General features: G+C 64.9%; 29 protein-coding genes and 1 pseudogene. 16 read left to right on the top strand and 14 right to left on the bottom strand.

What is annotated here, in order from left to right:
- Position 1: 1 nt before the first annotated feature.
- Positions 2–1,021 carry a sulfite exporter TauE/SafE family protein gene (locus tag ACYQ0R_RS03805; RefSeq protein ID WP_459821003.1) on the bottom strand — a complete coding sequence of 340 codons (1,020 nt, stop codon included), beginning with the start codon at positions 1,019–1,021 and terminating at the stop codon, positions 2–4.
- Positions 1,022–1,180, bottom strand: a complete 159-nt coding sequence (locus ACYQ0R_RS03810) for a DUF7512 family protein (protein ID WP_459821004.1) — start codon at positions 1,178–1,180, stop codon at positions 1,022–1,024.
- A gap of 494 nt (positions 1,181–1,674) precedes the next feature.
- Between ACYQ0R_RS03810 and ACYQ0R_RS03815 the strand changes: the two genes are divergently transcribed.
- Entirely contained in the window at positions 1,675–2,529 is an 855-nt protein-coding gene (locus tag ACYQ0R_RS03815) for a universal stress protein (RefSeq protein ID WP_459821005.1), read from the top strand.
- Positions 2,530–2,597: 68 nt separating this feature from the next.
- On the opposite strand, the gene ACYQ0R_RS03820 is transcribed toward ACYQ0R_RS03815, so the two are convergent.
- Together ACYQ0R_RS03820 and ACYQ0R_RS03825 are read right to left on the bottom strand one after the other, a co-directional pair.
- Positions 2,598–3,590 carry a 5,10-methylenetetrahydromethanopterin reductase gene (locus ACYQ0R_RS03820; RefSeq protein ID WP_459821006.1) on the bottom strand — a complete coding sequence of 331 codons (993 nt, stop codon included), beginning with the start codon at positions 3,588–3,590 and terminating at the stop codon, positions 2,598–2,600.
- A 64-nt stretch (positions 3,591–3,654) separates the two neighbouring features.
- Positions 3,655–4,413, bottom strand: a complete 759-nt coding sequence (locus ACYQ0R_RS03825) for a coenzyme F420-0:L-glutamate ligase (protein WP_459821007.1) — start codon at positions 4,411–4,413, stop codon at positions 3,655–3,657.
- 271 nt (positions 4,414–4,684) lie between these two features.
- Between ACYQ0R_RS03825 and ACYQ0R_RS03830 the strand changes: the two genes are divergently transcribed.
- From ACYQ0R_RS03830 to ACYQ0R_RS03850, 5 genes are all read left to right on the top strand, one after another.
- Complete coding sequence (locus ACYQ0R_RS03830; protein WP_152663333.1) at positions 4,685–4,825, top strand: DUF2080 family transposase-associated protein; 141 nt, start codon at positions 4,685–4,687, stop codon at positions 4,823–4,825.
- Between the two features lie 3 nt (positions 4,826–4,828).
- Positions 4,829–6,088 carry an RNA-guided endonuclease InsQ/TnpB family protein gene (locus tag ACYQ0R_RS03835; protein ID WP_459821008.1) on the top strand — a complete coding sequence of 420 codons (1,260 nt, stop codon included), beginning with the start codon at positions 4,829–4,831 and terminating at the stop codon, positions 6,086–6,088.
- 254 nt (positions 6,089–6,342) lie between these two features.
- Positions 6,343–6,657 carry an ASCH domain-containing protein gene (locus ACYQ0R_RS03840; RefSeq protein ID WP_459821009.1) on the top strand — a complete coding sequence of 105 codons (315 nt, stop codon included), beginning with the start codon at positions 6,343–6,345 and terminating at the stop codon, positions 6,655–6,657.
- A 36-nt stretch (positions 6,658–6,693) separates the two neighbouring features.
- Complete coding sequence (locus ACYQ0R_RS03845; RefSeq protein WP_459821010.1) at positions 6,694–7,443, top strand: helix-turn-helix domain-containing protein; 750 nt, start codon at positions 6,694–6,696, stop codon at positions 7,441–7,443.
- A gap of 91 nt (positions 7,444–7,534) precedes the next feature.
- The gene (locus ACYQ0R_RS03850) at positions 7,535–9,892 is read left to right on the top strand and encodes a heavy metal translocating P-type ATPase (protein ID WP_459821011.1); all 2,358 of its coding nucleotides are present in this window, start codon (positions 7,535–7,537) and stop codon (positions 9,890–9,892) included.
- Between the two features lie 68 nt (positions 9,893–9,960).
- Here ACYQ0R_RS03850 and eif1A read toward each other — a convergent pair whose 3' ends face one another.
- The gene (gene eif1A, locus ACYQ0R_RS03855; protein ID WP_459821012.1) at positions 9,961–10,251 is read right to left on the bottom strand and encodes a translation initiation factor eIF-1A; all 291 of its coding nucleotides are present in this window, start codon (positions 10,249–10,251) and stop codon (positions 9,961–9,963) included.
- 134 nt (positions 10,252–10,385) lie between these two features.
- Here eif1A and ACYQ0R_RS03860 point away from each other — a divergent pair, with 134 nt between their 5' ends.
- The 5 genes from ACYQ0R_RS03860 (at position 10,386) to ACYQ0R_RS03880 (ending at position 13,086) form a co-directional block, all read left to right on the top strand.
- Positions 10,386–10,565, top strand: a complete 180-nt coding sequence (locus ACYQ0R_RS03860; protein WP_459821013.1) for a DUF7470 family protein — start codon at positions 10,386–10,388, stop codon at positions 10,563–10,565.
- A 268-nt stretch (positions 10,566–10,833) separates the two neighbouring features.
- Positions 10,834–11,079: a DUF8151 family protein gene (locus tag ACYQ0R_RS03865; protein ID WP_459821014.1), complete on the top strand. Its 246-nt coding sequence runs from the start codon at positions 10,834–10,836 to the stop codon at positions 11,077–11,079.
- 83 nt (positions 11,080–11,162) lie between these two features.
- Positions 11,163–11,360, top strand: a complete 198-nt coding sequence (locus ACYQ0R_RS03870) for a hypothetical protein (protein WP_459821015.1) — start codon at positions 11,163–11,165, stop codon at positions 11,358–11,360.
- A gap of 146 nt (positions 11,361–11,506) precedes the next feature.
- Complete coding sequence (locus ACYQ0R_RS03875) at positions 11,507–12,481, top strand: aldo/keto reductase (protein WP_459821016.1); 975 nt, start codon at positions 11,507–11,509, stop codon at positions 12,479–12,481.
- 167 nt (positions 12,482–12,648) lie between these two features.
- Positions 12,649–13,086 carry a hypothetical protein gene (locus ACYQ0R_RS03880; RefSeq protein WP_459821017.1) on the top strand — a complete coding sequence of 146 codons (438 nt, stop codon included), beginning with the start codon at positions 12,649–12,651 and terminating at the stop codon, positions 13,084–13,086.
- A gap of 79 nt (positions 13,087–13,165) precedes the next feature.
- Here ACYQ0R_RS03880 and ACYQ0R_RS03885 read toward each other — a convergent pair whose 3' ends face one another.
- Both ACYQ0R_RS03885 and mce read right to left on the bottom strand, forming a co-directional pair.
- Positions 13,166–13,621: a DUF7960 family protein gene (locus tag ACYQ0R_RS03885; RefSeq protein ID WP_459821018.1), complete on the bottom strand. Its 456-nt coding sequence runs from the start codon at positions 13,619–13,621 to the stop codon at positions 13,166–13,168.
- Positions 13,622–13,786: 165 nt separating this feature from the next.
- Positions 13,787–14,176 carry a methylmalonyl-CoA epimerase gene (mce, locus tag ACYQ0R_RS03890; RefSeq protein WP_459821019.1) on the bottom strand — a complete coding sequence of 130 codons (390 nt, stop codon included), beginning with the start codon at positions 14,174–14,176 and terminating at the stop codon, positions 13,787–13,789.
- A 241-nt stretch (positions 14,177–14,417) separates the two neighbouring features.
- On the opposite strand from mce, the gene ACYQ0R_RS03895 reads away from it, so the two are divergent.
- Positions 14,418–14,732 carry a YbjQ family protein gene (locus ACYQ0R_RS03895; RefSeq protein WP_459821020.1) on the top strand — a complete coding sequence of 105 codons (315 nt, stop codon included), beginning with the start codon at positions 14,418–14,420 and terminating at the stop codon, positions 14,730–14,732.
- Between the two features lie 15 nt (positions 14,733–14,747).
- Here ACYQ0R_RS03895 and ACYQ0R_RS03900 read toward each other — a convergent pair whose 3' ends face one another.
- The 5 genes from ACYQ0R_RS03900 to ACYQ0R_RS03920 all read right to left on the bottom strand — a co-directional run bounded on the left by ACYQ0R_RS03900 (position 14,748) and on the right by ACYQ0R_RS03920 (position 18,038).
- Entirely contained in the window at positions 14,748–15,206 is a 459-nt protein-coding gene (locus ACYQ0R_RS03900) for an SHOCT domain-containing protein (RefSeq protein ID WP_459821021.1), read from the bottom strand.
- A gap of 109 nt (positions 15,207–15,315) precedes the next feature.
- A complete protein-coding gene (locus tag ACYQ0R_RS03905; RefSeq protein WP_459821022.1) occupies positions 15,316–15,822 on the bottom strand; it encodes a DUF5797 family protein in 507 nt (168 codons plus the stop codon).
- Complete coding sequence (gene gatA, locus ACYQ0R_RS03910; protein ID WP_459821023.1) at positions 15,819–17,114, bottom strand: Asp-tRNA(Asn)/Glu-tRNA(Gln) amidotransferase subunit GatA; 1,296 nt, start codon at positions 17,112–17,114, stop codon at positions 15,819–15,821. Before gatA ends, ACYQ0R_RS03905 begins: the two co-directional genes overlap by 4 nt.
- On the bottom strand, positions 17,115–17,429 hold the full coding sequence (gatC, locus tag ACYQ0R_RS03915; RefSeq protein WP_459821024.1) for an Asp-tRNA(Asn)/Glu-tRNA(Gln) amidotransferase subunit GatC: 315 nt from the start codon (positions 17,427–17,429) through the stop codon (positions 17,115–17,117).
- Positions 17,430–17,522: 93 nt separating this feature from the next.
- Positions 17,523–18,038, bottom strand: a complete 516-nt coding sequence (locus tag ACYQ0R_RS03920; protein WP_459821025.1) for a universal stress protein — start codon at positions 18,036–18,038, stop codon at positions 17,523–17,525.
- Between the two features lie 192 nt (positions 18,039–18,230).
- Here ACYQ0R_RS03920 and ACYQ0R_RS03925 point away from each other — a divergent pair, with 192 nt between their 5' ends.
- From ACYQ0R_RS03925 to ACYQ0R_RS03940, 4 genes are all read left to right on the top strand, one after another.
- The gene (locus ACYQ0R_RS03925; RefSeq protein ID WP_459821026.1) at positions 18,231–19,613 is read left to right on the top strand and encodes an aspartate aminotransferase family protein; all 1,383 of its coding nucleotides are present in this window, start codon (positions 18,231–18,233) and stop codon (positions 19,611–19,613) included.
- 89 nt (positions 19,614–19,702) lie between these two features.
- Entirely contained in the window at positions 19,703–20,983 is a 1,281-nt protein-coding gene (locus tag ACYQ0R_RS03930; RefSeq protein WP_459821027.1) for an amidohydrolase, read from the top strand.
- A 138-nt stretch (positions 20,984–21,121) separates the two neighbouring features.
- A complete protein-coding gene (locus ACYQ0R_RS03935) occupies positions 21,122–22,294 on the top strand; it encodes an MFS transporter (RefSeq protein ID WP_459825659.1) in 1,173 nt (390 codons plus the stop codon).
- 71 nt (positions 22,295–22,365) lie between these two features.
- Positions 22,366–23,013, top strand: coding sequence for a DUF8102 family protein (locus ACYQ0R_RS03940; RefSeq protein ID WP_459821028.1), 648 nt, complete (start codon positions 22,366–22,368; stop codon positions 23,011–23,013).
- 437 nt (positions 23,014–23,450) lie between these two features.
- Here the strand turns inward: ACYQ0R_RS03940 and ACYQ0R_RS03945 are convergent.
- Positions 23,451–23,803, bottom strand: a pseudogene (locus tag ACYQ0R_RS03945) (PAS domain-containing protein); the annotation flags it as partial.
- A 935-nt stretch (positions 23,804–24,738) separates the two neighbouring features.
- On the bottom strand, positions 24,739–25,566 hold the full coding sequence (locus ACYQ0R_RS03950) for a molybdopterin synthase (protein ID WP_459821029.1): 828 nt from the start codon (positions 25,564–25,566) through the stop codon (positions 24,739–24,741).
- Positions 25,567–25,657: the final 91 nt, after the last annotated feature.

Below are 25,657 nucleotides of genomic sequence, written 5' to 3' on the forward strand. Positions count from 1 at the left end.
GTTACTCGGCTCCGGGCGCAGGTTCGATACGTCCGCTACGGCGGACGGCCAGTGCACCGTGATACAGGATCACCGAACAGACGAGCAGTGCGGAGCCGATGAGCAACACGAAGCTGATCTGATCGAGGATCGGCCTCGCGAGCCAATCGGCCAGCTCGCCGAGTCCGACGGCGACGGCTGCTATCAGGAGCATGACGCCGAAGTAGATGGTGACGTCGTCCTCGTCGACGTATGCGGTCGCGCTCGACCCGATCCGTGCGCCGAGCGCGCTTCCGATGAGGAGTGCCGTCACGATTCCGATGTCGATCACGCCCGCACGGCCGTACGTGAACGCTCCGACCGCACCGGACATGAGCGCGCCGAACAGGCTCGTGCCGACCGCGATCGCGAGCGGCGTACCGATCACGTAGTAGATCGCCGGCATTCGCACGAAGCCACCGCCGATACCGAGAAAGCCGGAGATCACTCCAACGCCACCTCCGACGCCGGAGATCGTCCACAGCGACGCCCGACTGCCGTCCTTGAGCTGCATCATCGGCGGCAGATTGTACGACTGGATCCGCTTTGCGATCTCCGGGACGTCGTCCGCGTCGGCATCGTCATCGGCGTCGTCGTCGCTCTCGTTGAGCGCGCTCCGGGTGAACAACACCCCGATCGCCGCGAGGAGCAGGACGTACGCGATGCCGACGACGAGGTTCGCGATTCCGAGCACTTCGAGCCCGAAGACGAGTCGACTACCGAGTTCGATCCCGACCGCGATCCCGACGAACATTAATCCGCCGAGACGATAGTCGACCTGACCGGCGTCGTAGTGTTTGATCGTCGCGATCACGGCCGTTCCGAACACGAACGCCATCGAGCTCCCGATCGCGACGGGTGCGGGGTATCCGAGGATCAGCAGCGCGGGCGTCACCAGGAACGACCCGCCCATGCCGAAGAAACCGAAGAACACCCCGACCATGAAGCCGAAGAGGATAAACAGGGCGAACAGATCGGCTCCGAGACCAAGTAGCTCGAACATTTACGTTTGCCTGAGACGCTCGAAGACGGTCGGAGCGACCGCGTCCTCTACGAGCCCGTACCCGACGTACAGCAACGCGGCCTCGACGAGCACCACCGTTAGCAGAACCAACGCCTGAACGGTCGGGGATGCTCCCGCGAGCAGCTCCGTTCCGGTCATCGGCACTCACCAACGGTATTGTGGAGTATTGTCGTTTTCATGTTCCGTCGTTACTTCTCCGTAGTCGCCACCCTGATATAACGGTTTTGGACTTGTTGCACAATACTATATTTGAGTGAGGGACGGATATCTCCCGATAACTTATTGATAAGTTATTGCACAAAACCGACGGCTGGGAGCAGATGAGGTATCGATGGCGACACGTGAACGTTCGATGTCAATACACGAACGTTCGATGTCAATACACGAACGTTCGATGACAATGCGCGAACGATCGATGGTAAGTACGAACGAAGCCAATGGTGGCGTTTATCGGAACGTGTTGGTTTGCAGGGCCGTGACAGCGGTCCGGCAGAGACGGAGCGCAGCCGAGAACAGGGAGCCCGTTACAGCCGGGCCCGCTCGACCGGGATACTTATTATGCGTTGTCTAGTATTGTGCTATATGAGCAATTTCAACCACGTCGTGCGGAACGGCGGTGAGAGGGATACGGAATGACGGGACGGTCAGCCGTGCTCGCGACCGATCTCTCGGACGCGAGCGAGACGATGATCCGCTCCGAGACGGGGCTTGGCTGTCTCGATCGGATCGGCGTCGAGCGGATCCACCTCGTCACCGTCGTCCCGTCGAACGTCCACTCGGGTATGCCCGGAATCGACTTCGAGAAACGACGGCGACGCGCGCTCCGGCGGTACAGTTCGACGATAGAGGAGGCCGGATTCGGCGTCGAAACTCACGTCGTCAGGGGAACGCCCCACCGCCGTATCAACGGGATCGCGGGGGCGGTCGGTGCTGACCTGATCCTCGTCGGATCGCGAGGGAAGAGTCCGCTGGATAATCGCGTCATTGGATCGACGGCACGGAACCTCGCACGGACGACCGTCGTCCCCCTTCTCGTCGACCGGATCGAGCGTAGCGTCGACGATCCGGAGCCGATCCGACGCCATCTGTTCAAACGCACTCTGTTTGCGACCGACTTCTCGGAGAACGCGGAGCGGGCGTTTCAGGCGTTCGAGTATCTCCGCCACGCTACCGCGGAGGTGACGCTCGTTCACGTCGAATCACCGAAAGATGAAACGGGCGAGGGTACCAAAGACGTCGACGCAAGACTCGACGAGCTGGTCGAACGGCTCGGTGACTGGGGACTCGACGCACGCACGGAGGTCCGTCGAGGCGATCCGGCCGAGGAGATCCTCGCGGCCGAACGCGAGCACGATCCGAGTACGCTCCTGCTCGGCTCGCGAGGTCGGAGCCGGCTGCGACGGCTGCTGCTCGGAAGCGTCTCGGAGGAGGTCGTCGCAAACGCGACCGGAAACGTGTTCCTCGTTCCGCCGCCGCGGTCGTCGTAGACGACAGTCCTGACCAGCAACGCCGCGATCCGGACGACGACCGCCACATTCAGGACGATGACGGCTAGCTACGTGTCATCAAACACGTCACCGACGGCGTCGGCCGCGAGGTCCACGCTGGCCTCGATATCGGGTCCGATCGGCGAGCCGACGACGAGTCCGTCCGCGTGCTCGGCGACTGCAGTCGCCCGATCGCGGACCGTCTCCGGCGTTCCTGCCATACAGAACGCGTCGACCATCGCCGGCGTCACGCGCTCGAACGCCTCCGAGAACTCGCCGGCGGAAACGTGGTCGCCGATCGCTTCGGCGGCGTTGGAGTCGATCCCGTGTCGCTGTAGAACGGGCGGCGCGGCACCCGCGGTGATGAACGCGACCGGGGGACGCGCGGCTTCGCGGGCCGTCTCGCCATCCTCCGCGATGCTGACTGCGGCGTACGCGATCAGGTTGAACTCGCCGCGCGAGTCCGGGCGCTCCGTCAGCCCGTCGTCGACCTGCTCGCGGGCCCACGCGAGATCGCCGGGATGCGAGCCGTTGTACAGGAGGCCGTCGGCGTGTTTCGCGGCCATCCGACACATGTGTGGCCCCTCTCCGCCAACGTGCACCGGGATCTCCGCACCCTGTGGCGGCTCGTAGTTGAGTCCAGCTCCGGCCGCGTCGAACGTTCCCTCGTGGTCGACGCGCTCGCCGGCCCACAGTCGTTGTGCCGTTTTGAACGCTTCGAGCACCGGGCGGAGCCCGCGCTGATCAGCCAGACCGAGATTCTGCAGCGTGGACGGGTCGCCCGGACCGATTCCGAAGACGGCGCGTCCCGCCGACGCTTCGTCCAGCGTGGCGACGCTGGAGGCAAGCGTCACGGGATGGGTCTCGTACGGGTTCGCGACGCCCGGGCCGAGACGGACCGAGTCGGTTTCCGCGGCGAGCCGCGAGAGAAACGCCCACGGGTCGCGATTGTTGTAGTGACACGTCGAGTAGACGACGTCGTAGCCGGCCGTTTCGGCGCGGACGCCGAGATCGACGAGACGATGCAGGTCGTGTTCGGGGGTGAGTTCGATGCCGAGCATGGGTGCGTGAGTTGGTGTGATCGGGTCGTCGGGAGTCGATGAGCGGTGGTCGCGATGGTCGCGGTCACCGCTCCTCGTAGCGCCACTCGCGAAGCGCCTGTCGCACGAAGTCGCCCTCGACCTCGCGGAAGTGGTTGTCGGAGCCACCGTGGTCGCCGAACGTCCAGTCGCGGACGACGACGACCGGCGTGCCGCCGTCGCCCTCGCCCGCGACGAGGTTGGCGGCACTCGCGATCTCGTCGATCACGTTCTGCACGGTGACGCCGAGCTCGCGACCGTCGCGGTCGCGTTCGCCACGCCAGTCGCGACTCGCTGGCAGCCCCGCCCAGCCGATCGCGACCCCGCGCTGGCCGTGCCGAAACGGTCGCCCGCAGGTGTCGGTGACGACGACGCGGTCCACCGGTAACCCGTCGCGGAGTCGAGCGGCGCTGTCGGAGGGGCGTTTCGGAAGCAACAGGAGATCGCCGTCCGGGACGTTCGACCGGTCGATGCCGGCGTTGACGCCGACGTGGCCGAACCGAGTCGCGGTGAGCAGGAACGGGGCCTCAAGCAGAAGCTCCGTCGACTCCTCGAGCACCGCCTGCGCGAACCGCGGATCCTTCTCCTCGTCCGTGAGCGCCGCGAGTCGGTCGGCGATCTCGGTCGCACGCGGACTCGGCGGGAACTCCTCGAGGTCGAAGACGCGCCCCTCGGCCTTGGAGACGACCGTGCTGGCGACGCAGACGATGTCGTCCGGCCGGAGATCGACCCGGTCGTCGATCATCGCTGCGAGGTCGTCCCCCTCCCGGATCTCCGGGAGGTCCGGAACGGCGAACAGCTCCATATCCACCGGTGGGGTCGGTGACAAAAAACCCCGCCGATACCGGGGGCGCTTGACGGTGTCGTCGTTCAGGACGAACAACCCACCGATTCGGCGCGTTAGCTGATTACAGGCGGTAAGCCCCCTTCCTCAAGGAGCAACGCAGGCCGAAGGCCGAGTAGCGCAGTAGGGAGGGGATACACCGCCGTCATCATCTATCATGCGCCTGCTTGTTGCTGGCCCACAGGCCCACGAACCGATACGTTTATGTTGAAACAATGTCTAAACATAGGTGATGGATAGACACGAAATTGAAGGCCACGAAGTCATCGAAGGCGAGGTAAAAGCCACCGGCAACGGCGCACACGTCCTCGTTCCCAAAGACTGGCGTGGCGCAGACGTGAAGATCGTCCGAACGTCAGAACCAACCGAGTAACCGATGCACTACGCCTACAGGTTCCGGCTCAAGCCAACCACCGAACAGCGTGAGTTGTTGGATTACCACCGAGACACCTGTAGGCAACTCTACAACCACGCTCTCAGGGAGTTTAACAAAATTCCCGAATCAGAGGGTACACTCAACCAACGAGTGCGACAAGTCCGCGATCAACTCACTGACCTCAAAGGGTGGTGGGACGAATTGAACGACCTGTATTCAACGGTTACACAGGCCGCTGTCATGCGGATCGAAGACAGTATCACGGCACTCGGTGAACTGAAAGACAAGGGCTACAACGTCGGGAGTCTAAACTGGAAAGCTCCCAGAGACTTCCGCAGTTTCACATACGTCCAGTCTGGCTTCGAGTTCGACAAGAAGAACGGTCAGACTGTGCTCTCACTGTCGAAACTCGCGGATATTCCAATAGAGTGCCACCGAGACATTCCCGACGATGAAACAGTCAAAGAAGCCACGCTCAAGAAAGAACCAACCGGGGAGTGGTATGCCTCCTTCGCCGTTGACGACAAAGAGGAACCGCCCAAACCGTCGCTGGCGGAGATCGACGCCGACGAGATGGTTGGCATCGACGTGGGGGTTCTGAAGTATGCCCACGACACTGACGGCACGGCAGTTGGTTCACTCGACCTTTCGGAGGAACGCGACAGGCTTGAACGAGAGCAGCGGAACCTCTCGCGCAAAGAGCATGGGTCGAACAACTGGGAGAAACAACGGCAGACGGTAGCCGAGTGTCACCAACAAATCAAGCGCAAGCGGCGTGACTTCCTGCATAAATTGTCGAACTACTATGCTCGGGAATACGACTTGGTGGCCGTCGAAGACCTTGACGTGAAAGGAATGCTAGAATCGCCGTCGAACAGCCGCAACACCGCATCGGCGGCGTGGCGAACGTTCCTCTCGTTGCTCGAATACAAGTGCAAACGTGAAGGCACGCACTTCGTGGACGTGGAACCCGAAGGAACCACCAAAGAGTGCGCTCAGTGTGGCGTCGAAACCGACAAACCACTTTGGGTGCGTGAGCACTCCTGTCCTGCCTGTGGCTTCGAGGCAGACAGGGACGCAAACGCAGCGTGGAACATTCTTTCTCGCGGTCTCACCAATCTAGGAGTGGGTCACTCCGAAGGAACGCCTGTGGAGACTGCGCTCCCTGTGGACACTGCGGTTGTGTCTGCAAAGCGCGTCGTTGAAACAGGAAGCCCCTGCCTCAAGGAGACGCCAACGGCGGCGAGTAGGCAGGGGTAGTTCACCTGGCGGGATTCGCCGTATTGCCGGTCGGTGATGCGATCCACATTCGAACCGTACGAGCCGGCACACGACTTCGGCGGTAGTTGAACGACATGGGGTTGACAAGTTTTCGAGCGATCTGGGGTAATGAGGATGTCATAGAGCCGTCTACACGGATCTGATCCCATATACTATCCGAGGAATCAACCGTCAGAACGAGCCACGCCAGTTCGGGACGGGAGGCTTATATTTCTCCCCTCCGAATCCGATCCATGGCGGAAATCGACCCGGAAACGGTGTTTCCGAACAGTCGGACGATCGAGGCCGTCGCCGCAGGTCGGATGACACAGATCCACCGAGGCCAGCAGTATGCCGAGGAGGGTGACTGGTTCGAAATCGACGGCGACCGATTCGAGGTCATCGACATCACTGAGCGAACGCTGGGCGATATGACCGACGAGGACGCCCGCCGGGAGGGGTCACCGGATCTCGACGCCTACAAACAACGGATGATCGACGCCCACGGCGGGAACTTCGAGTGGGATGACGACGCCGACGTGATCCGTCACCGCGTCGAGTCCGTGTGAGCCAACGCCTATTACTCCCACGACGATAGATCCGGCATGCGCGAACTCGTGTTCACACTCGAGTATGAGGCCGGCCACAACGCCGTGGCGGACGTGCTTGCGGCTCACCCCGAGGCCCGGATCCGGTCGCTTTCGTTACACGCGACACAGGAGAGCCTCTGGCGCGTCGATCACGCGACGGGAGCGTCGGCTGCGCTCGACGATATCGAGGACGCGTTCCTCACTGGCGACTACTACGCCGACTGTCTCGCCACTGAGGACTGTGGAGCGAGACAGACGACGCAGGTTCTGGAGCACACCGACGAGACGCTCGTCTGTTACTCGTACTGGCGGCGGACCGCTACGTGTGTCTCCGTCCCACATATCGCACTGGACCATCTCGGAGAGGGTGCGCTGTTCGAGACCCGACACGAAGGTCGCGAGTACACGTGGCGCGTCATCCACTCGGGGAGTGGTGACGTCAGAGCGTTCATCGAGTCGATCGAAACCGCCGTCGGGGACTGTGCCGAACTGGAGCTTGAGCGGTTGACGGACGCCTCGTCACCCTCGTCGCCGACGGGTCACGGCTCCGGTGAGCTCTCCGCGGTGCAGGCGGACGCGCTCCGTGCGGCAGTCGAACACGGCTACTACGAAACGCCCCGTGAGATCGGTGTCGATGAACTCGCCGACGTGCTCGACGTGCCGCGATCGACGCTGACGTATCGGCTACGACGAGCCGAGGCTTATCTCGCCAAACGGCATATGGCTCGCGGGCGCTCATCGGAGGGCGCGTCGACGCCGCTTTGAGACGAACTGCGGTCGGCACAGCAGTACTGCCAACACGACATTGGAATATTCCAAGCAACTCGTATCGGGATCCCCTTCGTCTCTACCGGTAATGAGTCGGAACGGTGACGGGGAAGACGGCGTCGAGGATGGAGAGCCGAGACGGTACGCCGTCTCTGTGTCGGTTCCGGAGATGGACTGTCCCTCCTGTGCGGGGAAAGTCGAAAACGGACTCGACCGACTCGACGGCGTCGTCGAGACCGATCTTCGGCCCACCGAGGGCACGGCGACGGTGACCTACGATCCGGACCGCGTGGCGGAACCGGATGTGGTCGCCGCTATCGAGGGAGCCGGCTACGCGGTAGAGGGTGGACCGTCCGGAGGCGACGAGAGCGGGACGACGATCGCTCCGCCGTCCGAGGTCTGGACGAGTGACCGAGCGGTCAGGACGTGGATCGGGGCCGTCTTCCTCGCCGTCGGGCTCCTCACCACGTTCGTCGTCACCGGGTGGGATCTCGCGGTTCTCGTGACGCCGGTGATAACGTTCACGATGGCGGATGTGGCGTTCGTCGTCGCCATCGCGGCGAGCGGGGCACCGGTCGTCCGGAGCGGCTACTACTCCGCGCGTGCTCGGAGCCTCGACATCGATCTCCTGATGGGGACGGCGATCGTCGCCGCCACCGCGATCGGGCTGTTCATCGAGGCCGCGACGCTCGCCGTCCTGTTCAGCATCGCCGAGCTGCTCGAACGGTACGCGATGGACAGGACCCGCGATTCGTTGCGCGAGCTCTTGGAGCTCGCGCCGAACGAGGCGTCCGTGCTCCGAGACGGCGAGGAGGTCGCCGTACCGGTCGAGGCCGTCGAACTCGGAGAGATCGTCGCTGTTCGTCCGGGAGAGAAGATTCCGGTCGACGGAGTCGTTCGGGACGGCGCGAGCGCCGTCGACCAGTCGCCGATCACCGGCGAGAGCGTCCCGGTTGACAAGACGGAGGGTGACGAGGTGTACGCCGGAACCCTCAACGAGGCAGGGTATCTCGAGGTCGAGACCACGGCGACCGCGGAGGAGTCCACGCTCGCACACGTCATCGAACTCGTTCGCAACGCGCAGGCGAAACGCACGGCAAAAGAACAGTTCGTCGACCGGTTCGCCGGCTACTACACGCCAGCCGTGGTCGTGCTGGCGGTGCTGACGGCGGTGCTACCCCCGCTGTTGATCGATGGGGCCGTCTCCGTCGGGGTCGCGGGGTTTACACACACGTTCGTCGGTGAGTGGCTGACGTGGTTCGTCCGCGGACTGACGCTTCTCGTCATCGCGTGTCCGTGCGCGTTCGTCATCTCCACGCCGGTCAGCGTCGCGTCCGGCGTCACCTCGGCCGCGAAAAACGGCGTGTTGATCAAAGGTGGGAACCACCTCGAAGCGATGGGTGGCGTCGAGGCCGTCGCCTTTGATAAAACCGGTACGCTGACGAAGGGTGAGCTCGCGGTCACCGACGTCGTTCCCGTCAGTGACGCGTCCGAGTCCGACGTGTTACGGTATGCTGGTGCGATCGAGCGCCGGAGCGAGCATCCGATCGCGGACGCGATCCTGAACCGTGTTGACGAGAGCGACCTCCGGCTTCCCGACGTGTCGGAGTTCGAGAGCGTCACCGGAAAGGGCGTCCGGGGTCGGATCGACGGGACGACGTACTACGCCGGCAAGCCCGGCCTGTTCGAGGAGCTGGGAATCGATATCGGTGGAGCAGGTCCGGAAACCCATGGATCCGGTCCGATCTCCGACGGTGGCGTCGTCGAGTCCGGGGTCGCGGATGCGCCGAGCCGCCATCGAGACGTGATCGCCGAGTTACAGGATGAGGGGAAAACGGTGGTGCTCGTCGGGACCGCCGACCGACTGGTCGGGATCGTCGGGGTCGCTGACGAGCTTCGGCCGGAGGCCGCTCGCACCGTTGAAAACCTTCGACGGCTCGGCGTCACCTCGGTGATGCTCACCGGAGACAACGAGGGAACCGCACGAGCCGTCGCGGCGGAGCTCGGCATCGAGGAGCATCGGGCGGAACTGCTGCCCGACGAGAAGGTCACTGCGGTCGAGGAGTTACAAAGCGAGTACGGGGAAGTGGCGATGGTCGGAGACGGGATCAACGACGCGCCGGCGCTGGCGACCGCCACCGTGGGCGTCGCGATGGGGGCCGCCGGAACCGACACGGCGATCGAGACGGCCGACATCGCGCTGATGGGCGACGACGTCGGCAAACTCCCGTACCTGTGTGCGCTGTCGAATAAGGCGAACGGCGTGATCCGACAGAACATCTGGAGCAGCCTCGGCGTGAAGCTCCTGCTCGCGGTCGGGGTACCGTTCGGTTACGTGAGCGTCGCGATCGCCGTTCTCGTCGGCGACATGGGAATGAGCCTCGGGGTCACCGGGAACGCGATGCGTCTCTCACGTATGACGCCCGAGCAGTTTCTTCGCGAGTGAGCGTTCTGACGACCGCCGATAGAGACCACCTCCCCAAGCGTCGAAGTTTGTTGTCGTCTCGGCGAGCGCTACTGTAGGTGGCCTTCTTCGCGAAGCTGTTCGGCCTCGCTTTTCTCGTAGCGCCACGAGATATCCGCTTTCTCGTCCTGCCAGTCCCACGGTTCGACGAGCACGATGTCGTCCTCGCGGATCCACACCCGCTTTTGCATGCGACCCGGGATCCGCGCCGTGCGCTCTTTTCCGTCCGCACAGCGGACTTTTACGCGGTTCGCTCCGAGCATATCCACGACCTCGGCGAACACCTCGTCGTCGTCGGGCATCCGGAGGTCACGTCGACCGTCGCCGTCTCCGTCGCTCATGCGTATGCGGCGATACGTGTCTCGGGGCTTAAAAGGACCACTCTCCGTCTCACATTTAAACCGTGTCGCTGCCGACCGCGTTCGTCCGAGCGTCCGGACGGGGTCTTTTTACCCCCGTTCAGAAACGTTGACGTATGCGAAAGACACTCGGCTTCGAAGGCATCATTGGCGTGATCGTCGTCTTTCTCGCCGTGGCGCTGTTGACGATTCACGACCCGGTCGTCGGCGCCGGCGTGATGATCCTTCTCGCTGGACTCGCGCTCATCGCGAAGGGGATCGCCGACTCGACGATGCGGGCGTTCGGTATGAAGTAGTCAACAGCGGAAGCATCGTCGTGGATACGCCGCCGAAACGGTCGTCGTCCGCTTTGGTGTCGATACGGTCGTCATCAGCCGATTCGGGGACGCTCACATCGAGATCGATCGGTTGCAGGACCAGGTCGAGAAACCCATCGTCGACGTCGACGGTTGGCCGGTCGGCCAACGCGATCCGCGTTCGACAGTCCACGAGTTCGGGGCACCGAGTGCATAGAGAACATAGCTCCTGGGAAACACTCATGTCGACCGACATCCGATGGTCGGTATGGAAAGGCTATCCGGGTTTCTCGCGGAGCTCGTGGAGCTCCTCGTTATCGTCATCGGTGCTGGAGCCGCCGCGGTGGCCGGCATCGCGCTCGAGCTGTTCGGTCTCGGAGCCGTGACCGGCGGCGATGTCGTCGTCGGCATCTGGTCCGCCGGGATGGGGGCGATCGCACTGTACGTCGGAGTCGTCGCGCTCGGCTACGAACATGCGCTTCCACGGCTCCGTCGACTCCTCGAAGCGGAGTGACTGACGGGAGGGCGACGGTGGAGAGCGGTCCTCCGAACATGCCGACCAACCCCTTTTTTACCTTGTCCAGTCGAGAGTCGGATATGGAACGCGTACTCACGAACTGGCTTCTCGGACTGATAGCCGCCCTTCTCGCGGTGCTCGTACTGGACACGACCGGTCAGCAGTTCCTCGATCCGCTCGATCCGATCGCGAACGTGCTCGCGCTCGTGACGTTCCTCTCGTTCGTCATCCTTACCGGCGCGTTCCTCGTGTACACGGCCTCGTTCCGGAACGAGTGAGTTACTCAGCGCCGTGAACGGCGGGGTTCTCGCGGTGTATCAAGACATCGACTGTTCGGCGTGCAAGTGGCTTCCATCCCGGCGTCCCGGAGTCGGTCTTCACGATCGCGCCCACATTTTTGTATCCTCCGGTCGAGTCCCGCGGTATGGAGTACACGACGCTCGGCTCCACGGGTACGACCGTCTCGCGGATCTGTCTCGGCTGCATGAGTTTCGGGGATCCGCAGTGGCGCGAGTGGGTCCTCGGCGAGGAGGAGGGACAGCGGCTGGTCGAGCGCGCGCTCGAACTCGGTGTGAACTTCTTCGACACCGCCAACATGTACTCGAACGGGGAGTCGGAGCGCGTTCTCGGCGAGGCGCTGGAGGGACATCGCGAGGAGGCGGTCGTCGCCACGAAGGGGTACTTCAGGATGGACGATTCGAACCCGAACTCGGGTGGCCTCTCGCGAAAGGCCATCGAGCAGGAGCTGGCGAACAGCCTCGACCGACTCGGGATGGAGACCGTCGACCTCTATCAGATCCATCGGTGGGACGATGACACGCCGATCGAGGAGACGCTGGCAGCACTCGATGACGCGGTCCGTCGCGGACAGGTGCGGCACATCGGAGCCTCGTCGATGTGGGCCCACCAGTTCGCCGAGGCGCTTCACACCTCCGACCGCCAGGGGCTCGAGGAGTTCGCGACGATGCAGAACCACTACAATCTCGTCTATCGCGAGGAGGAACGCGAGATGCTCCCGTACTGTGAAACACAGGGCGTCGGGGTGCTGCCGTGGAGCCCGCTCGCTCGCGGCTACCTGACCCGGCCGCACGAGGAGATCGACGCGACGACGCGCGGAGCCTCGGAAGAGCACATGTACGAACATCCGTACCGCGAGGGCGGCGGCCGCGAGATCAACGAACGCGTCGAGGAGCTGGCCGCCGAAGCGGGCGTCAAGATGGCCCAGATCGCGCTGGCGTGGCTGCTTCACAAGGAGTGGGTCGACACTCCGATCGTCGGCACCTCGAGCGTCGAACACCTGGAGGACGCCGTCGAGGCGCTCGATATCGATCTGTCCGACTCCGACATCGAGTGGCTCGAGGAGCCGTACGAGCCCGTCAACGTTTCGGGCCACGAGTGAATCCGCCCGGTCGATCTCGGCTCGAATGAGCCAGCTCGGTCGATTTCTCCCCGAGTGGACCCCGATCGTCGGTTCCCCGCTCGGGCTGACTGCGAAGTTGGTTATATAAACGCTCCGGCGCGGTCGGAGCAACAATCCTTTTCGGAGGCCGTCCCGAACCGGGAGTCATGACGGACGAAGCGACTGACGACGCCGGCGACGAACCGAGTGACGAGGAAGCGACCAACGGGAACGACGGCGACGAGGAGGAGAAGTCGTTTCGCGAGCGCGTCGAGGAGATCCGTGAGCGACGCGAGCAGGAGCGCGAGGAGGGCGACCGGCCGGGTCCCGAGGAGATGATGGGCGGCGGTGGCCCGCCCGGGATGGGCGGTGGCGGCGGCAACCCGTTCGCACAGATGATGTCCGGAATGATGGGCGGCGGGCCGGGCGGTCCGGGCGGCTCCGGCGGTCCACCGGGCATGGGTGGCGGCCCGAGCGGACGCGAGGAAGGTGGTTCCGAGGTCGGAAACGAGGAGCTCGTCCGTGAGGTACGTCAGCTCCGCGACGAGGTTCGTGACGTCACACGTCAGCTGCAGCGCATCGCGCAGGCGCTCGAGGACGACTGAGACGGCCCGGCTGCGGCCGGTTTCTCCGATCTGTTGGAGCGAGCGAGAACCATCTTCGTCGTCCGACGCGTCGCGCGACTCACCCGACCGTGTCGGTCGCCCGGCGAACGCCGAGTTCGTCGAGCGCCCGCAACGTCACGAGCGCCTCCACGATGTCGCGATCGTCGGTGTGTGGGTCCTCGGCCGCCCGCAGCGTCGCCTCGGCGTCGCTTTCGACCCGCGCTTCGAGCTCGGTCTGGTCCGTCGCTGGCTTCGTCGCGGTGAAAAGCGCCTCGTGGTCCTCCCGGAGGTCGAGCGAGACGTGGGCGGCGTTACACCGCGAGAGGGGGTGGGCGTCCATCTCGATCGCGAGATCCCGCACGAGCTCCCAGTCGCTCTCGCAGAACCGCAGCGTCACCGTTCCCACGACGTCCCGCCACGCGATCGGGTCGCCGTTCTCCATCAGGTTCAACGCTCGGGGTGGCAGCTCGATCCGCGTGTGGGTGTCGTCACGACCACAGAGACAACACGGCGTGTTCTTCAGTCCGGCGTACACGCTCGTTCGTACGGTCCGCAGGGTCCTTTCGGTTTCGGCCGGTAGTCATCCTAACGGCGTCGACGGGCACCCAAACCGCGAAGAGAGCGTATCGCCGAGTTCGGTGCTCGGCGTACGCTGTGGCCCGACGTACGCAGTGCTCGACGAACCCAGTGCTCGACGGACTCAGTGCTCCACGAACTCCACGAGCACACCGCCGGTCGATCGAGGGTGGAGAAACGCCACGTCGTGCCCCCACGCGCCCGGGCGCGGCTCCTCGTCGACCAGGTCGATCCCGAGGTCGCGAGCGCGGTTAAGCGCCGCCGCCACGTCGTCGGTCACGAGTGCGACGTGGTGGATCCCGGGACCGTTCCGGTCGAGATACTCCGCGACGGGTCCGCTTTCGACGGGTTCCAGTAGCTCGACGTATCCGCCGTCGCCGTCGAGCTCGAGGAACGCCACTCGGAGCCCGTCGAACGTCTCCTCGTGGACGACCGGCGCGTCGAGGAGCGGCTCGAACAGTTCGGCCAGCGAGCCGGCGTCGTTGGTAGCGACCCCAACGTGATCGAAGCGCATGGCGGTCGTCGTTCGCGATGTTACTTAAAAGGCGACGACGTTGAACGACCGTGTTGCACGGACCGATCGGTCGATCCGAACACACCCCAAGCCGAACACACCCCAAGCCGAACACATCCCAATCCGAACACACCCCAAGCCGAACACACCCCCGGGTCGAACACACCCCAAGCCGAACACACCCCCGGGCCGAACACACACCAAGGCGATGACTTATGCCGTTCCGGCGGGACGGCCGGGCATGGAGCTCTCCAACACGGACGGCGTCGCCGGTCGCGAGATACGCGAGACGCTCGGCGTCGTTCGCGGCAACACGGTTCGCGCACGAAACGTCGGTCGGGACATAACGCAGGGTCTCAGAAACCTCGCCGGAGGCGAGCTGAAAGGCTACACCGAGCTGATGACCGACGCCCGCGATCAGGCGCAGGACCGGATGATCGCGGAAGCCGAGGCGCTCGGCGCCGACGCCGTCGTCAACGTCCGGTTCACCACGTCGTCGATCGCGGACAGCGGAGCCGAGATCCTCGCGTACGGCACGGCCGTCAAACTCGAGTAGAGACGTACCCGGATCTCACCGATCGGGCTCCGTCGCGGCGCTCGACTCCGCGTCGCGGTCGGTCGCGTTTGCCCTCCCATCGTCGTCCCGCGTCCGGTCCATCCACTCTTGGGCGTCCGTGATCGTCTCCGTCTCCAGCAGGCGGTCGAGCTTCCGCTCGAACGCTTCGTCCGTGAGTTCACCCGCAGCGTATCGGGTTCTGATCAGTTCGAGCGCGTCGGTTCGACCACCGGCGCTCGCGCGAGTCCGTCCCGCTCTCGCCTCGACGGCGGAGTCGTTCACAGTCTCCGGATCCTCGTCGTCGAACAACATCGCCGTCACGGGGACGATGACGATGTAACCGAACAGCATGGCCGCGAGCCACCAGTCGGCTCCGAGCATGAGCGCCGCGAGCCACGTTCCGGTAACCGCCGTTGCCACGATCCCCGTCGCGTTCCGTCTTGCACGCTCGAGAACGGTCGTCTCGTCGGTCATCGAGCGACCGGTTCACACGGCGAGGTTAAAAGCGCTCGTCACACCTGCGGTGGGAAAGCGGTCCGGCAAGCGGTCGATGGGTGGATCGGCCCGGCGGCAGCAGCGCGCCTCAGTTCGCGACCTCGACGGTCACGTCGTCGCGTTCGACGGCCAGCTTGAACGTCGGAACGGTCCGGTAGATGACCTCGACGACGTTTTTTCGCCGGAGGCTCTGGAGCGCTCGCCGGACATCGCCGGCCTCCGGGTCGATGTCGTACTCCGCGCGAAGCTTGTTGAGAACGCTGACGACCGACTCGGAGCGGTCCTCGGGCCCCGCGACGACCGCGAACACCTGCGCCTCGAGCTCGGGCACGCGAACGGTGTTCGGCACACCGCCCTTCGCGTCGTCGTCCGCCTCGATACCCGGCTCGACGTCGACGAGGTCGTTCGCCTCCGTGGTCGCCCGGATGAGGCTGTCGTCGTCGCGGTAGTAGTACTCCTTCAGGTGGTTCTCGAGGTATCGGTGCACCTCGCTACCCCCGTCGACGCCCCACGCCTCCTCCAGCTCCGCGTTCTTTGTCGGCTGGAGGCGGACGATGTCCGCGAGCCGCTCTAGCTCCTCGTCAGTCAGGCTCATTTCGTCTCGACTGCGCTCGCGGCGCGAACGATCGTCTCCTCGTCGAACTTCGGCCCGACCAGCTGGAGGCCGACCGGTAGCCCGTCCGCCTCGCCCGCGGGAACGGAGATTGCGGGGAGGTTCGCGAGGTTCGCTGGCGTCGTGTTCGCGTCCGCGAGATACATCCGAAGGGGGTCATCGAGGCTCTCGCCCAGCTCGAACGGCAGGACGGGCATCGTCGGCGAGGCGACGACGTCGACTTCCTCGAAGGCGGCCTCGAAATCCTCGCGGACCCACGCGCGGGCGTCCTGTGCCTTCTTGTAGTACTTGTCGTGGTATCCCGCTGAGAGCGCGTACGTGCCGAGGAGGATCCGGCGTTTCACCTCCGCGCCGAACGCCTCGCGGGTTTCGGCGAACGCCTCGTTCCAGTTCCCGTCGGAGTCGGCGCGGTGGCCGTACCGAACGCCGTCGAACCGCGCGAGGTTCGAGGACGCCTCGCTGGTCGCGATGACGTAGTACGCCTGGACGGCGTGCTCGACGGAGGGAAGCGAGATAGCAGTCGTCGTCGCGCCCCGTGCTTCGAGCCCCGCTATCGCCGCCTCCACCGTTTCGACGACGCGCTCGTCGGCTCCCTCGAACAGCTCCGTCGGCACGCCGATCGTGAGTCCGTCCACGTCACCGTCGGCGGCCGCGGCGTACTCCGGATCGTCGCTCGCGCCGTCGACGTCGCGCGGGTCGCGGGTCGTGCCGTCGTTGGGGTCGGGTCCGGCGATGACGTCGAGCGCGGCCGCCGCGTCCTCGACGGTGTTCGCGATTGGTCCGATCTGCTCGAGCGAGTTCGCGTACGCGACGAGCCCGTATCGCGAGACGAGCCCGTACGTGGGTTTGATGCCGACGACGCCACAGAACGCGGCCGGACATCGCACCGAGCCGCCGGTGTCCGACCCGAGCGCGATGTCGGCCTCGCCGGCGGCGACTGCGGCCGCGGAGCCGCCCGACGAGCCGCCGGGGACACGCTCCGGATCGGCCGGATTTCGGGTCGGGCCGAACGCGGACGTCTCCGTCGTCGTCCCCATCCCGAACTCGTCCATGTTCGTCTTTCCGACGATCGTCGCGCCCGCGTCGGTCAGGCGGTCGACGACCGTCGCCGAGTACGGCGGCACGTAGTCGGCGAGCATCTCCGAGCCGCAGGTCGTCCGCACGCCAGCGGTGGAGATGTTGTCCTTGACGGCGACCGTTCGGCCGGCGAGCGGTCCGTCGTCGTCACCCTCGATCCGAGTCTCGGTGATGAAGGCGTTGATGTCGGCGGACATCTACGACACCTTCGGTCCTTTGAAGAAGCCGTCCTCGGTCTCGGCGGCGTTTTCGAGCGCCTCGGCCTGCGTGAGACTCTCCTCGAGTTCATCGGCGCGCATCACGTTGACGAGCTCCTCCTCGCGGTCCGTCTCAGGGACCTCGTCGAGCGCCTCGAAGTACTCGAGGATCTCGGCGAACTCCTCGGCGAACCGTTCGACCTCCGTCTCGTCGAGGCGCACGCGGGCGAGCTCCGCGACGTGTTCCACCTCCTCCGGATCGACCGTGGGGGGATCGCCACCCGACTCACCGTCCGGGTTCGACGTATCGCTCATACGGTCACCTGCCACGGACCGGGAGTAAGGGTTTCGGAACGCCGGTTCGGGTCACGTGACCCGAACGGTCGGTCGCCCCGTCAGCTTGACCGGTCAGTCGTCCGTCTCGGCGCCTCGAACGGTCACGACCGGCGCGTCCGACATCCGGACGACCTTCTCGGTGACGCTACCGAGTAGATGTCGGTCGACGCCGGTTCGGCCATGGGTCCCCATCACCACGAGGTCGATGCCGTGTTCTTCCACGTGGTCGACGATGGCCGTATGCGGGTTCCCCGTGAGGACGAACGACTCCGTGTCGACTCCCTCGAACGTCTCCGCCGTTCGATCGACGAACTCGCGGCCCTCCTCGACCAGCTCCTCTTTCGCCTCCTCGGCGTCGAGCCGATCCCCGATCATTCCGGGCTGGCCGCCGGTAATGTGGGTTCCGCTCATCCCCGGACCGTCGCCGCCGTGATGGTCGCCGCTCATCCCGAACCCGAGGTGTCTCGCGTCGACCACGTAGAGGACGTGTACCGTCGAATCGAACGCCGAGGCCAGTTCCCGTACGTGAGCCGCGGCTACCTCCGACCCAGTGCTCCCGTCCGTCGGATAGAGGATGTTGTCGTACACGGACTTTCACCCATGTTGACATTCGTTTGATCTTGTATTAAATCCTCCCGCCGAATCCGGGAGCTGATCGTCCGAGAGGCCGTTCGAGCGGCCCCGCAGATCGGAACGAGCCCACGCTGTATCAGATACTGTTTACGCCGGTGGTGAAAATCGTGAACAAGTTATTTATTCGTGTTCCCCGTGGGTGGAGACATGACGGCAGGACCACCGATCGACGAGATCCACTTCGAAGACGCGCCGGACGTGGGTTCGGTTCCCGGACCGAACAGTCGACGGCTGATCGAGAAACAGCAGCGTATCGACAGCAGCGCGGTCGCGTACCCCGAGGACATCCCGATCGCGTTTAAAGAGGGGAAGGGTGCGACGGTTCGCGACGCCGACGGCAACACGTTCATCGACATGTTCGCGGGGATCGGCGTGTTGAACGTCGGCCACGCCAATCCGTATGTGCTCGAGGCGGTGCAAGAACAGACGAGCCGGCTGGTTCATACGGTGGACTTCCCCACGGAGGCTCGGCTGGAGCTCATCGAGAAGCTCGACGAGATCGCCCCCGACGGGCTCGCCGGGCAGAACCGCGTCGTTTTCGGCGGACCGACCGGTAGCGACGCGGTCGAAGCGTCGATCAAGCTGGCGAAGTACAACACCGGCGGTGACGGACTCATCGCCTTCCGCGGGTCCTATCACGGGGCGACCGCCGGTGCGATGAGCGTCACGTCGAACAAGGAGTTCAAACGACAGTACACGCCGCTGCTCGGCGACGTCGTCCACGCCCCGTACCCGTACCCGCTCCGTGACGGCACGTCACCGGAGGCGTCAGTCGAACACGCCTTACAGGAGGTCCAGTCGATCGTCGAGGACCCGTACGGCGGTCTTGCGAACCCCGCCGGGATCTTCGTCGAGCCGATTCAAGGTGAGGGCGGAATCGTGACGCCGCCGGAGGGATTTTTACAGGGACTCCGGGACATCGCGACGGACAACGACATCCCGCTCGTGTTCGACGAGATCCAGAGCGGGTTCGGTCGCACGGGCGAGTGGTGGGCCAGCGACTGGGCGGGGGTGACGCCGGACGTGATGACCTCGGCGAAGGCGCTTGGCGGCATCGGCTTCCCGCTGTCCGCGACGATGTATCACGAGGATCTCGACACGTGGGGGTCGGGCGACCACGCGGGCACCTACCGCGGTCACGTCGTCGGCATGCGCGCCGGCAGTCGGGCGATCGAGTACATTCAGGACCACAACCTGCTCGCTCACGCCCGTGAACTGGGGTCCGCGATCCGCACACGGCTCCGCGATGTCGGCGAGAAGGTCGACACGCTGGTCGAGGTCCGTGGGACCGGGCTGTTCATCGGCGCGGAGTTCCGCGACGCGGACGGCGAGCCACTCGGCGATCTCGTCGACGACCTCCAGGACTACTGCTTCGAACACGGCGTGTTAGTGTGGAAGGCGGGCCGCAACGGCAACGTCCTCCGGCTGCTCCCGCCGCTCGTGATCACCGAGACGCTCGCGGAGACTGCCCTTGACGTGATCGTCGAAGGGATCGAACACGTCACCGCCCAACACGTCGCCCCGGCGTAGCCATCGGAGCAGCCGGCGCGACCGCGAATCGTCCGCGGGCTCCGCACAGGGAGATTAAATAGCTCTGTGGCATACCCTCGCCAAGATAGATGTCCCACGACGTGCGAACCCGGCTTCCGGAGCTCCGGCGGGCGTTCCACAGGCATCCGGAGCCCGGATGGTGTGAGTTCCGGACGACCGCCCGGATCGCTGAGGAGGTCGATCGGATCGGCGTCGACGAACTCGCCGTCGGCTGGGAGGCGATCGACCCGGAGCACCGAATGGCGGTTCCGGACGAGGAGACGCTCGACGAGTGGTACGACCGGGCGGTTGAGGCCGGCGTCCGACCGGACGTCCTCGACCGGACCGCCGGGGGCCACACGGGAGCGGTCGCCGTTCTGGAACGGGGGGACGGCCCCACCGTCGGCCTCCGCGTCGACATGGACGGCGTGTCGATCACCGAATCGACGGCTCCCGACCATCGACCGGCGGCCGAGGGATTCCGATCGGAACACGATGGGTATATGCACGCCTGCGGACACGACGCACATCCGACGATCGCGCTCGGCGTGCTCGAAGCGGTGAAGGAGAGCGATTTCTCGGGGCGGTTCGTCGTCTTCTTTCAGCCGGCCGAGGAGATCGCCGGCGGCGGTAAGGCGCTCACGGAGGGCGGCTTCGTCGACGAGGTCGATTACCTGTTCGCGTTCCATCTCGGGTTAGACCACCCGACGGGAACGGTCGTTGCCGGGGCGGTGAAACCCCTTGCGATGGCCCACATCACCGCGACGTTTGAGGGCGCGAGCGCGCACGCCGGCAAGGATCCGAGCGGCGGGACGAACGCGATGCAGGCGATGGCGACGGCCGTCCAGAACGCGTACGGTATCCCCCGCCACAGCGAGGGGATGACGCGAGTGAACTTCGGTCGAGTCGAAGGTGGGACCGCGAGCAACGTGATCGCCGAGGAGATCACGCTTCACGGTGAGGTCCGCGGCGAGACGACGGCGCTGATGGAGTACACGCGCTCGGAGCTCGAACGGATCCTCTACGCGGCGGCCGAGACTCACGACTGCGACGTGGTGCCACGGCGGATCAGCGAATCGATCCGGGTCGACAGCGATCCGGTGCTTCGCGAGTTCGTCGGCGAGGCCGCCCGGCGAGTCCCGTCGGTCGACACGGTCGTCCCGACGGCCGAGCTAGGTGCAAGCGAGGACGTGACGTTCCTGATGGAGCGCGTTCACGAGAACGGTGGCCGGTCGACGTACCTGATCGTGGGGACCGACCACCCGACCTCACACCACACGCCGACGTTCGACGTCGACGAGCGGAGTCTCGAGATCGGCGTCGACGTGCTCACCGAGGCGGTTACGTCGGTCGGTTCGCAGCGACCCTGAGACGGTCGGTTCGCAGCGACCGACCTGGCGGCGACCGAACTACTGGTGACGCGCCTTCGAAATCGACCGCTACCGGAGGGTACATTTCATCGCGTGGGCAACCCCGGGCATGGACCGATCCCGGAGGCGGTCTCCCGCGTGAACTGGCAGTACCGGTATACGGTGTTGTCGCTGTGTATGCTCGCGTTCTTCGTGACGTACTTTGCGCGGATGGCGATCAGTCCGGTGGTCCCGTTCATCGTCGACGACTTTTCGGTGTCGAACACCGCGATCGGCGTGGCACTGTCCGGCATGTGGCTCGCGTACGGCGTTTCGCAGTTCCCGAGCGGGATCCTTGCCGACCGCTTCGGCGAACGTCGGGTGATCCTCGTTGCCGTCGGCGGCACGACCGCGATGAGCGTCCTGCTCGCGTTTGCACCCGTGTTCGCGGCGTTCGTGGTGGCGGCCGTACTTCTGGGACTCGTCGCCGGCCTCCACTACGCGGTGGCGACGACGCTGCTCTCACGGACGTTCGACGACCTCGGGACGGCGGTCGGGTTTCACTCCGTCGGTGGCCCGCTCGCCGGGCTGGCCGCGCCGCTCGCGGCCGCGTGGGTCGGCGTCAGGTACGGCTGGCGGCCCGCGGTGGCGCTGTCCGCGCTCGTCGGCGTCCCCGTGTTTCTCCTCTTTCTGTGGGGCGTGCGGCCGACCGAGCCGCGGCGTCCCGACCAGCCGATGCGGGATCGACTGCGACTCGGCCCGCTCGCCGAACTGCTGTCGCGGCCGGAGATCCTGCTACCGCTTTTCATCGCGATGATCGGGACGTACGTCGTTCAGGGGATCATGTCCTTTCTGCCGACGTTTCTCGTCGCGTTCCGGGGGTACTCCCCGGCCGCGGCCGCGACCGTCTTCTCCGGGTTCTTCGTCGTCCGAACGGTCGCGCAGGTCGCAATCGGCCGGCTCTCCGATCGGTTCGGACGCGACTCCGCGATCGGAACCGCGATGCTCGCCGGAGCGGTCGGAACCGCAGGGTTCGTCCTCGTTCCCGGGGTCGGTGGCGTCGTCGTCGCGGTGGTGTGTGCCGGGTTCGGATCCAGCTTCTTCTCGGCGATCGATCCCCGATTCATGGACGTGCTCGGCAACGCCGAGCGGGGTGCCGGCTTCGGGCTCGTGCGAACCGCCTACACCGTCATCGGGGCGGCTGGATCGGTCGGGGTCGGGCTGGCGGCCGACCTGTTCGGGTGGGGCGTCTCCTTTTCGATCCTTGCCGGGCTGTTCGCGGTCGCGTTCTGTGTCCTCCTCGCCAACGAGCTGCTTGGAACCGGCTACTGATCGCCGCCGCTGGAGGCCCGACCGTGGCTCCGACCACAAACGTTAATCCGGTGAGCACCCGCGTTTCGGGTATGTCACAGGACGACGTGCCCCCCTCGCTCGAAACGGCCGCCGACGCCGATCGTCCCCGCGGCATCCTGACTCCGTCGGACCGGGAGTTCCTCCTCGGTCGGAAAACCGACTACACGGACCACTCGAAAAAACAGAAGCGGAACCGGATCCGCCGCCGAGTGCGGAACGCGATCCTCGATTTTAGCATTCTGTACGAGTGTCTCGAGGACCGGGACCGCAAGACCGTGTTCGATCCGGACGACGAGGATCGCGAGGCGTACACCCGGGGGATCACGGATATGCTCGCGTTTCTCCATCTCGGCACGATGGGGTACGTGACGCCGTTCAAGGATATGCTCTCGGAGGGGGTCGCGAAATCCGAACAGCGGCTCGCGGGCTCCGACTACCGAATGGTATCCGTCGAGTTCAACGTCGATCCGGTCGGTCAGATCGACGTCGACGAGGTGATAGCGAAGATCGAGGCCGACGAGTTCGAGCGGATCACCGACGAGGAGCTCCGCGCGTTCGTCCGGCTGCTGTCGATGTCCGAGGAGTTCTCGCCCGACGACGCAAAAGAGGGGATCAAAGAACGAGTCGACGAGTACGTCGAGGAGATCCGCGACGGCAACGCCGAACGCGAGCGTGCCGTCGACGAGCTCACGAACTGACGGCCGATCGGAATCTTTCGACGCGGAGCCCCCGGCCTCAAGTCGTGCTGGACCGTCGGTCCCGCTGACCATCCGAACGGGCCTCGGCCCGTGAGCAGAAGCCGACATGATGGGAAACGGACAATGTGGCTTCTGCCATCTGACTCGCTATCCGATACACTTTTTTCGGGGGCCGACGTGCCAATAACTAGTGATACCGTCGCACAAGTCGCCGGTATCACGGGCCGCAGTAGCCCGGCCCCAGGATGGTGGGGATACCGACCCCGAAGGTCGTTCGGTACGGGCGAGGAACGACCTTCCTCCCCGGCGACAACTGGCGGCGAGTCCCACATCAAAGCCCCAGTGCAGGCGCAAGCCTGCACGTCGTCAGACCTCGTCTGACGGAACCCTCAACGAGCAAGGTCGCAAGACCGAGCGAAGTAGGGAGGGGTCGGTTACTGATTGAGTACCTTCAACTTGTCACGCTGGCGCTCGAGCGCCCGCTCGTACTGTTTGAGGTCGATCAGTCTCGCGCGTACCCCAGCACTGCGTCGTCACCGTTCTCCGACATTTGATACGGTAGCTTCGTCGTCCGTAGGATGCGTGTCTCGCCGTCCGCCGCCGTTAGCTCCTCTTCGGAGATCTCTTTCGGCTCGCCCGAATCGATAACTTCCACGTCGTCCGCACGGAACTGCTCCGAGTCGTCGACGTTTGGAATGATCTCCGCTTCGCTCCTGCCTTCGACTTCCCGAGGAGTCAGTCCGTACGCCTCTGCGGTCGCCTTGTTTGCCAGTTGGTACTCGCCCTCTCTGTATGCTTCTTCGAACTGGGTGGCAAGGCGGATTCTCCGCCCCACCGTGGGCGGGACAGTTGACGAGTGGGATGGTGTCATAGCACAGTTCACACGGTGTTAATTTCACAAGTTCAGTGATGAATTACCTGCTACACTGCTCCTGCTTCGTGATCGATATCGGGCGTATATTGCGCATACGAGAATCGATGTGTGGTTTATAAAGGTGTATTCAGCGTGGTGAGGAGTGGTATATAAGTGAGCGGTGGAGCAGAGACCGACTTGGAAGCCCCAGCCGCGACGGCTCGCGCGGCTCGCTGCGCGCTTCAGTCGCTCACTTCGCTCGCTCCTTGCAGTGCTTGCTTCGCCGTGCGTCGCCCTCGCGGCTGCCCCTTCCAGTCCCGCCCCGCACCGCAGCCTCGGACCGCCCCAGCCTCGACCGCAACCACACCGCAGAGCATGATTTATATATCAGGTGACGGCGGGCGGTCGGCGCGCGCCTCCGAGCGCTCTGGAAAGAGCGCGAGGAGCGCGTGCGAGGGAGGCGGCGGCGAGCGCGGAACGCGCGAGCCGCCGACGAGGCTGGGGAGGCGCGAGGTGCGGTTGCGGTGCGGTCGGGTGGGGTTGAAAGGGGCAGCCGGGAGGCGGGCGCAGGCGACACAAGCACTGCAGGGAGCGAACGACGTGAGCGACCGAAGCGCGCAGCGAGCGTGCGCCCGCCTCCCGGCTGGGGCTTTCAGATCGTTCGTCGCGGAGCTATCGCTCCCGCGACTCACTTATAAATCACCTCCAGATCCATCACGCAATCACGTATAAACCCCTCATCCACCCTCGTGAGCGACGTACGCCCGGTATCGATCACCGCGATGGCTGCAGTGAGCGGTTCTCGTGTAGGCGCGTGAACTGTGGTACGACACCCTCCGAGACGGAGTCAACGGAACCGATCCGCAGCGATATCAGTCTCGCTGATGAACCCAGAACTCCTCGGACTCCGTCGTCTCCTTTTTAAATATGGGGACTTCGTCTTTCAGTCGGTCGATGCCGTCCTTGACCGTCCGGAACGCCTCGTCGCGGTGCCCCGCGAGGACGACGACGAAGACGATGTCCTCGCCGTCCTCGATGACGCCGGTTCGGTGGTGCATCCGGACCGCGAACACGCCGTCCCGGTCGGTTAACTCGGCGGAGATCGCGTCCATGCGCTCGCGGGCAACCCCCTCGTACTTCTCGAACGCGAGGTGTGTGGTTCGGTCGTCGTCGGGTGCGTCCTTCGCCCGAACTCGACCCGTGAACGTCGCGATCGCTCCGGAGCGTTCGGCGCCCGGAGCGTCCCGGACCCGGTCGACGAGCTCCTCGAGCGTTATCCACGGCTCCGCCGCGGCGAGCTCGTCCACTACCTCGTCGATCGGGAGCGACTCGGGAGTATCCGCGCTCGCTATCACCGTTCCCGGAACGTCGTCCGGCTCCGTCTCCTCGCCGAGCAGCACGGTCGGAACTCGAAGCCGGCTGCATCCGGTGGCGACGAGGTAGTCGTGGTCGGGCGCCAGTCGATCGAGGGCGTCGTCGAACCCATCGACAGTGCCGCGTCCGGTCCAACTGCCGTCCGCACAGAGCTCGATCGCCGTGTCGCCGTCCGGATCCGCGCTGTCGTCGGGGCGATCGACGGCGACACCGCCGTCTGTCGTGCCGTCGGGTCGAGTAACGACTGCCACACGCCCGTCGAGTCGGGCCACGAGGGACGGCACGAGATCCGTCGCGCCGGGACCGAGAACGGATATCGGTTGCATATCGGAAGGCGGGGGGCGAACGGCTTAGGCGTTTCCCGCCGGAGCGCCGGCGGACGCTCGGGGGGAGAGCTCCGGTCGACGGCGACCGATG

Source organism: Halorubrum luteum, from assembly GCF_054652935.1.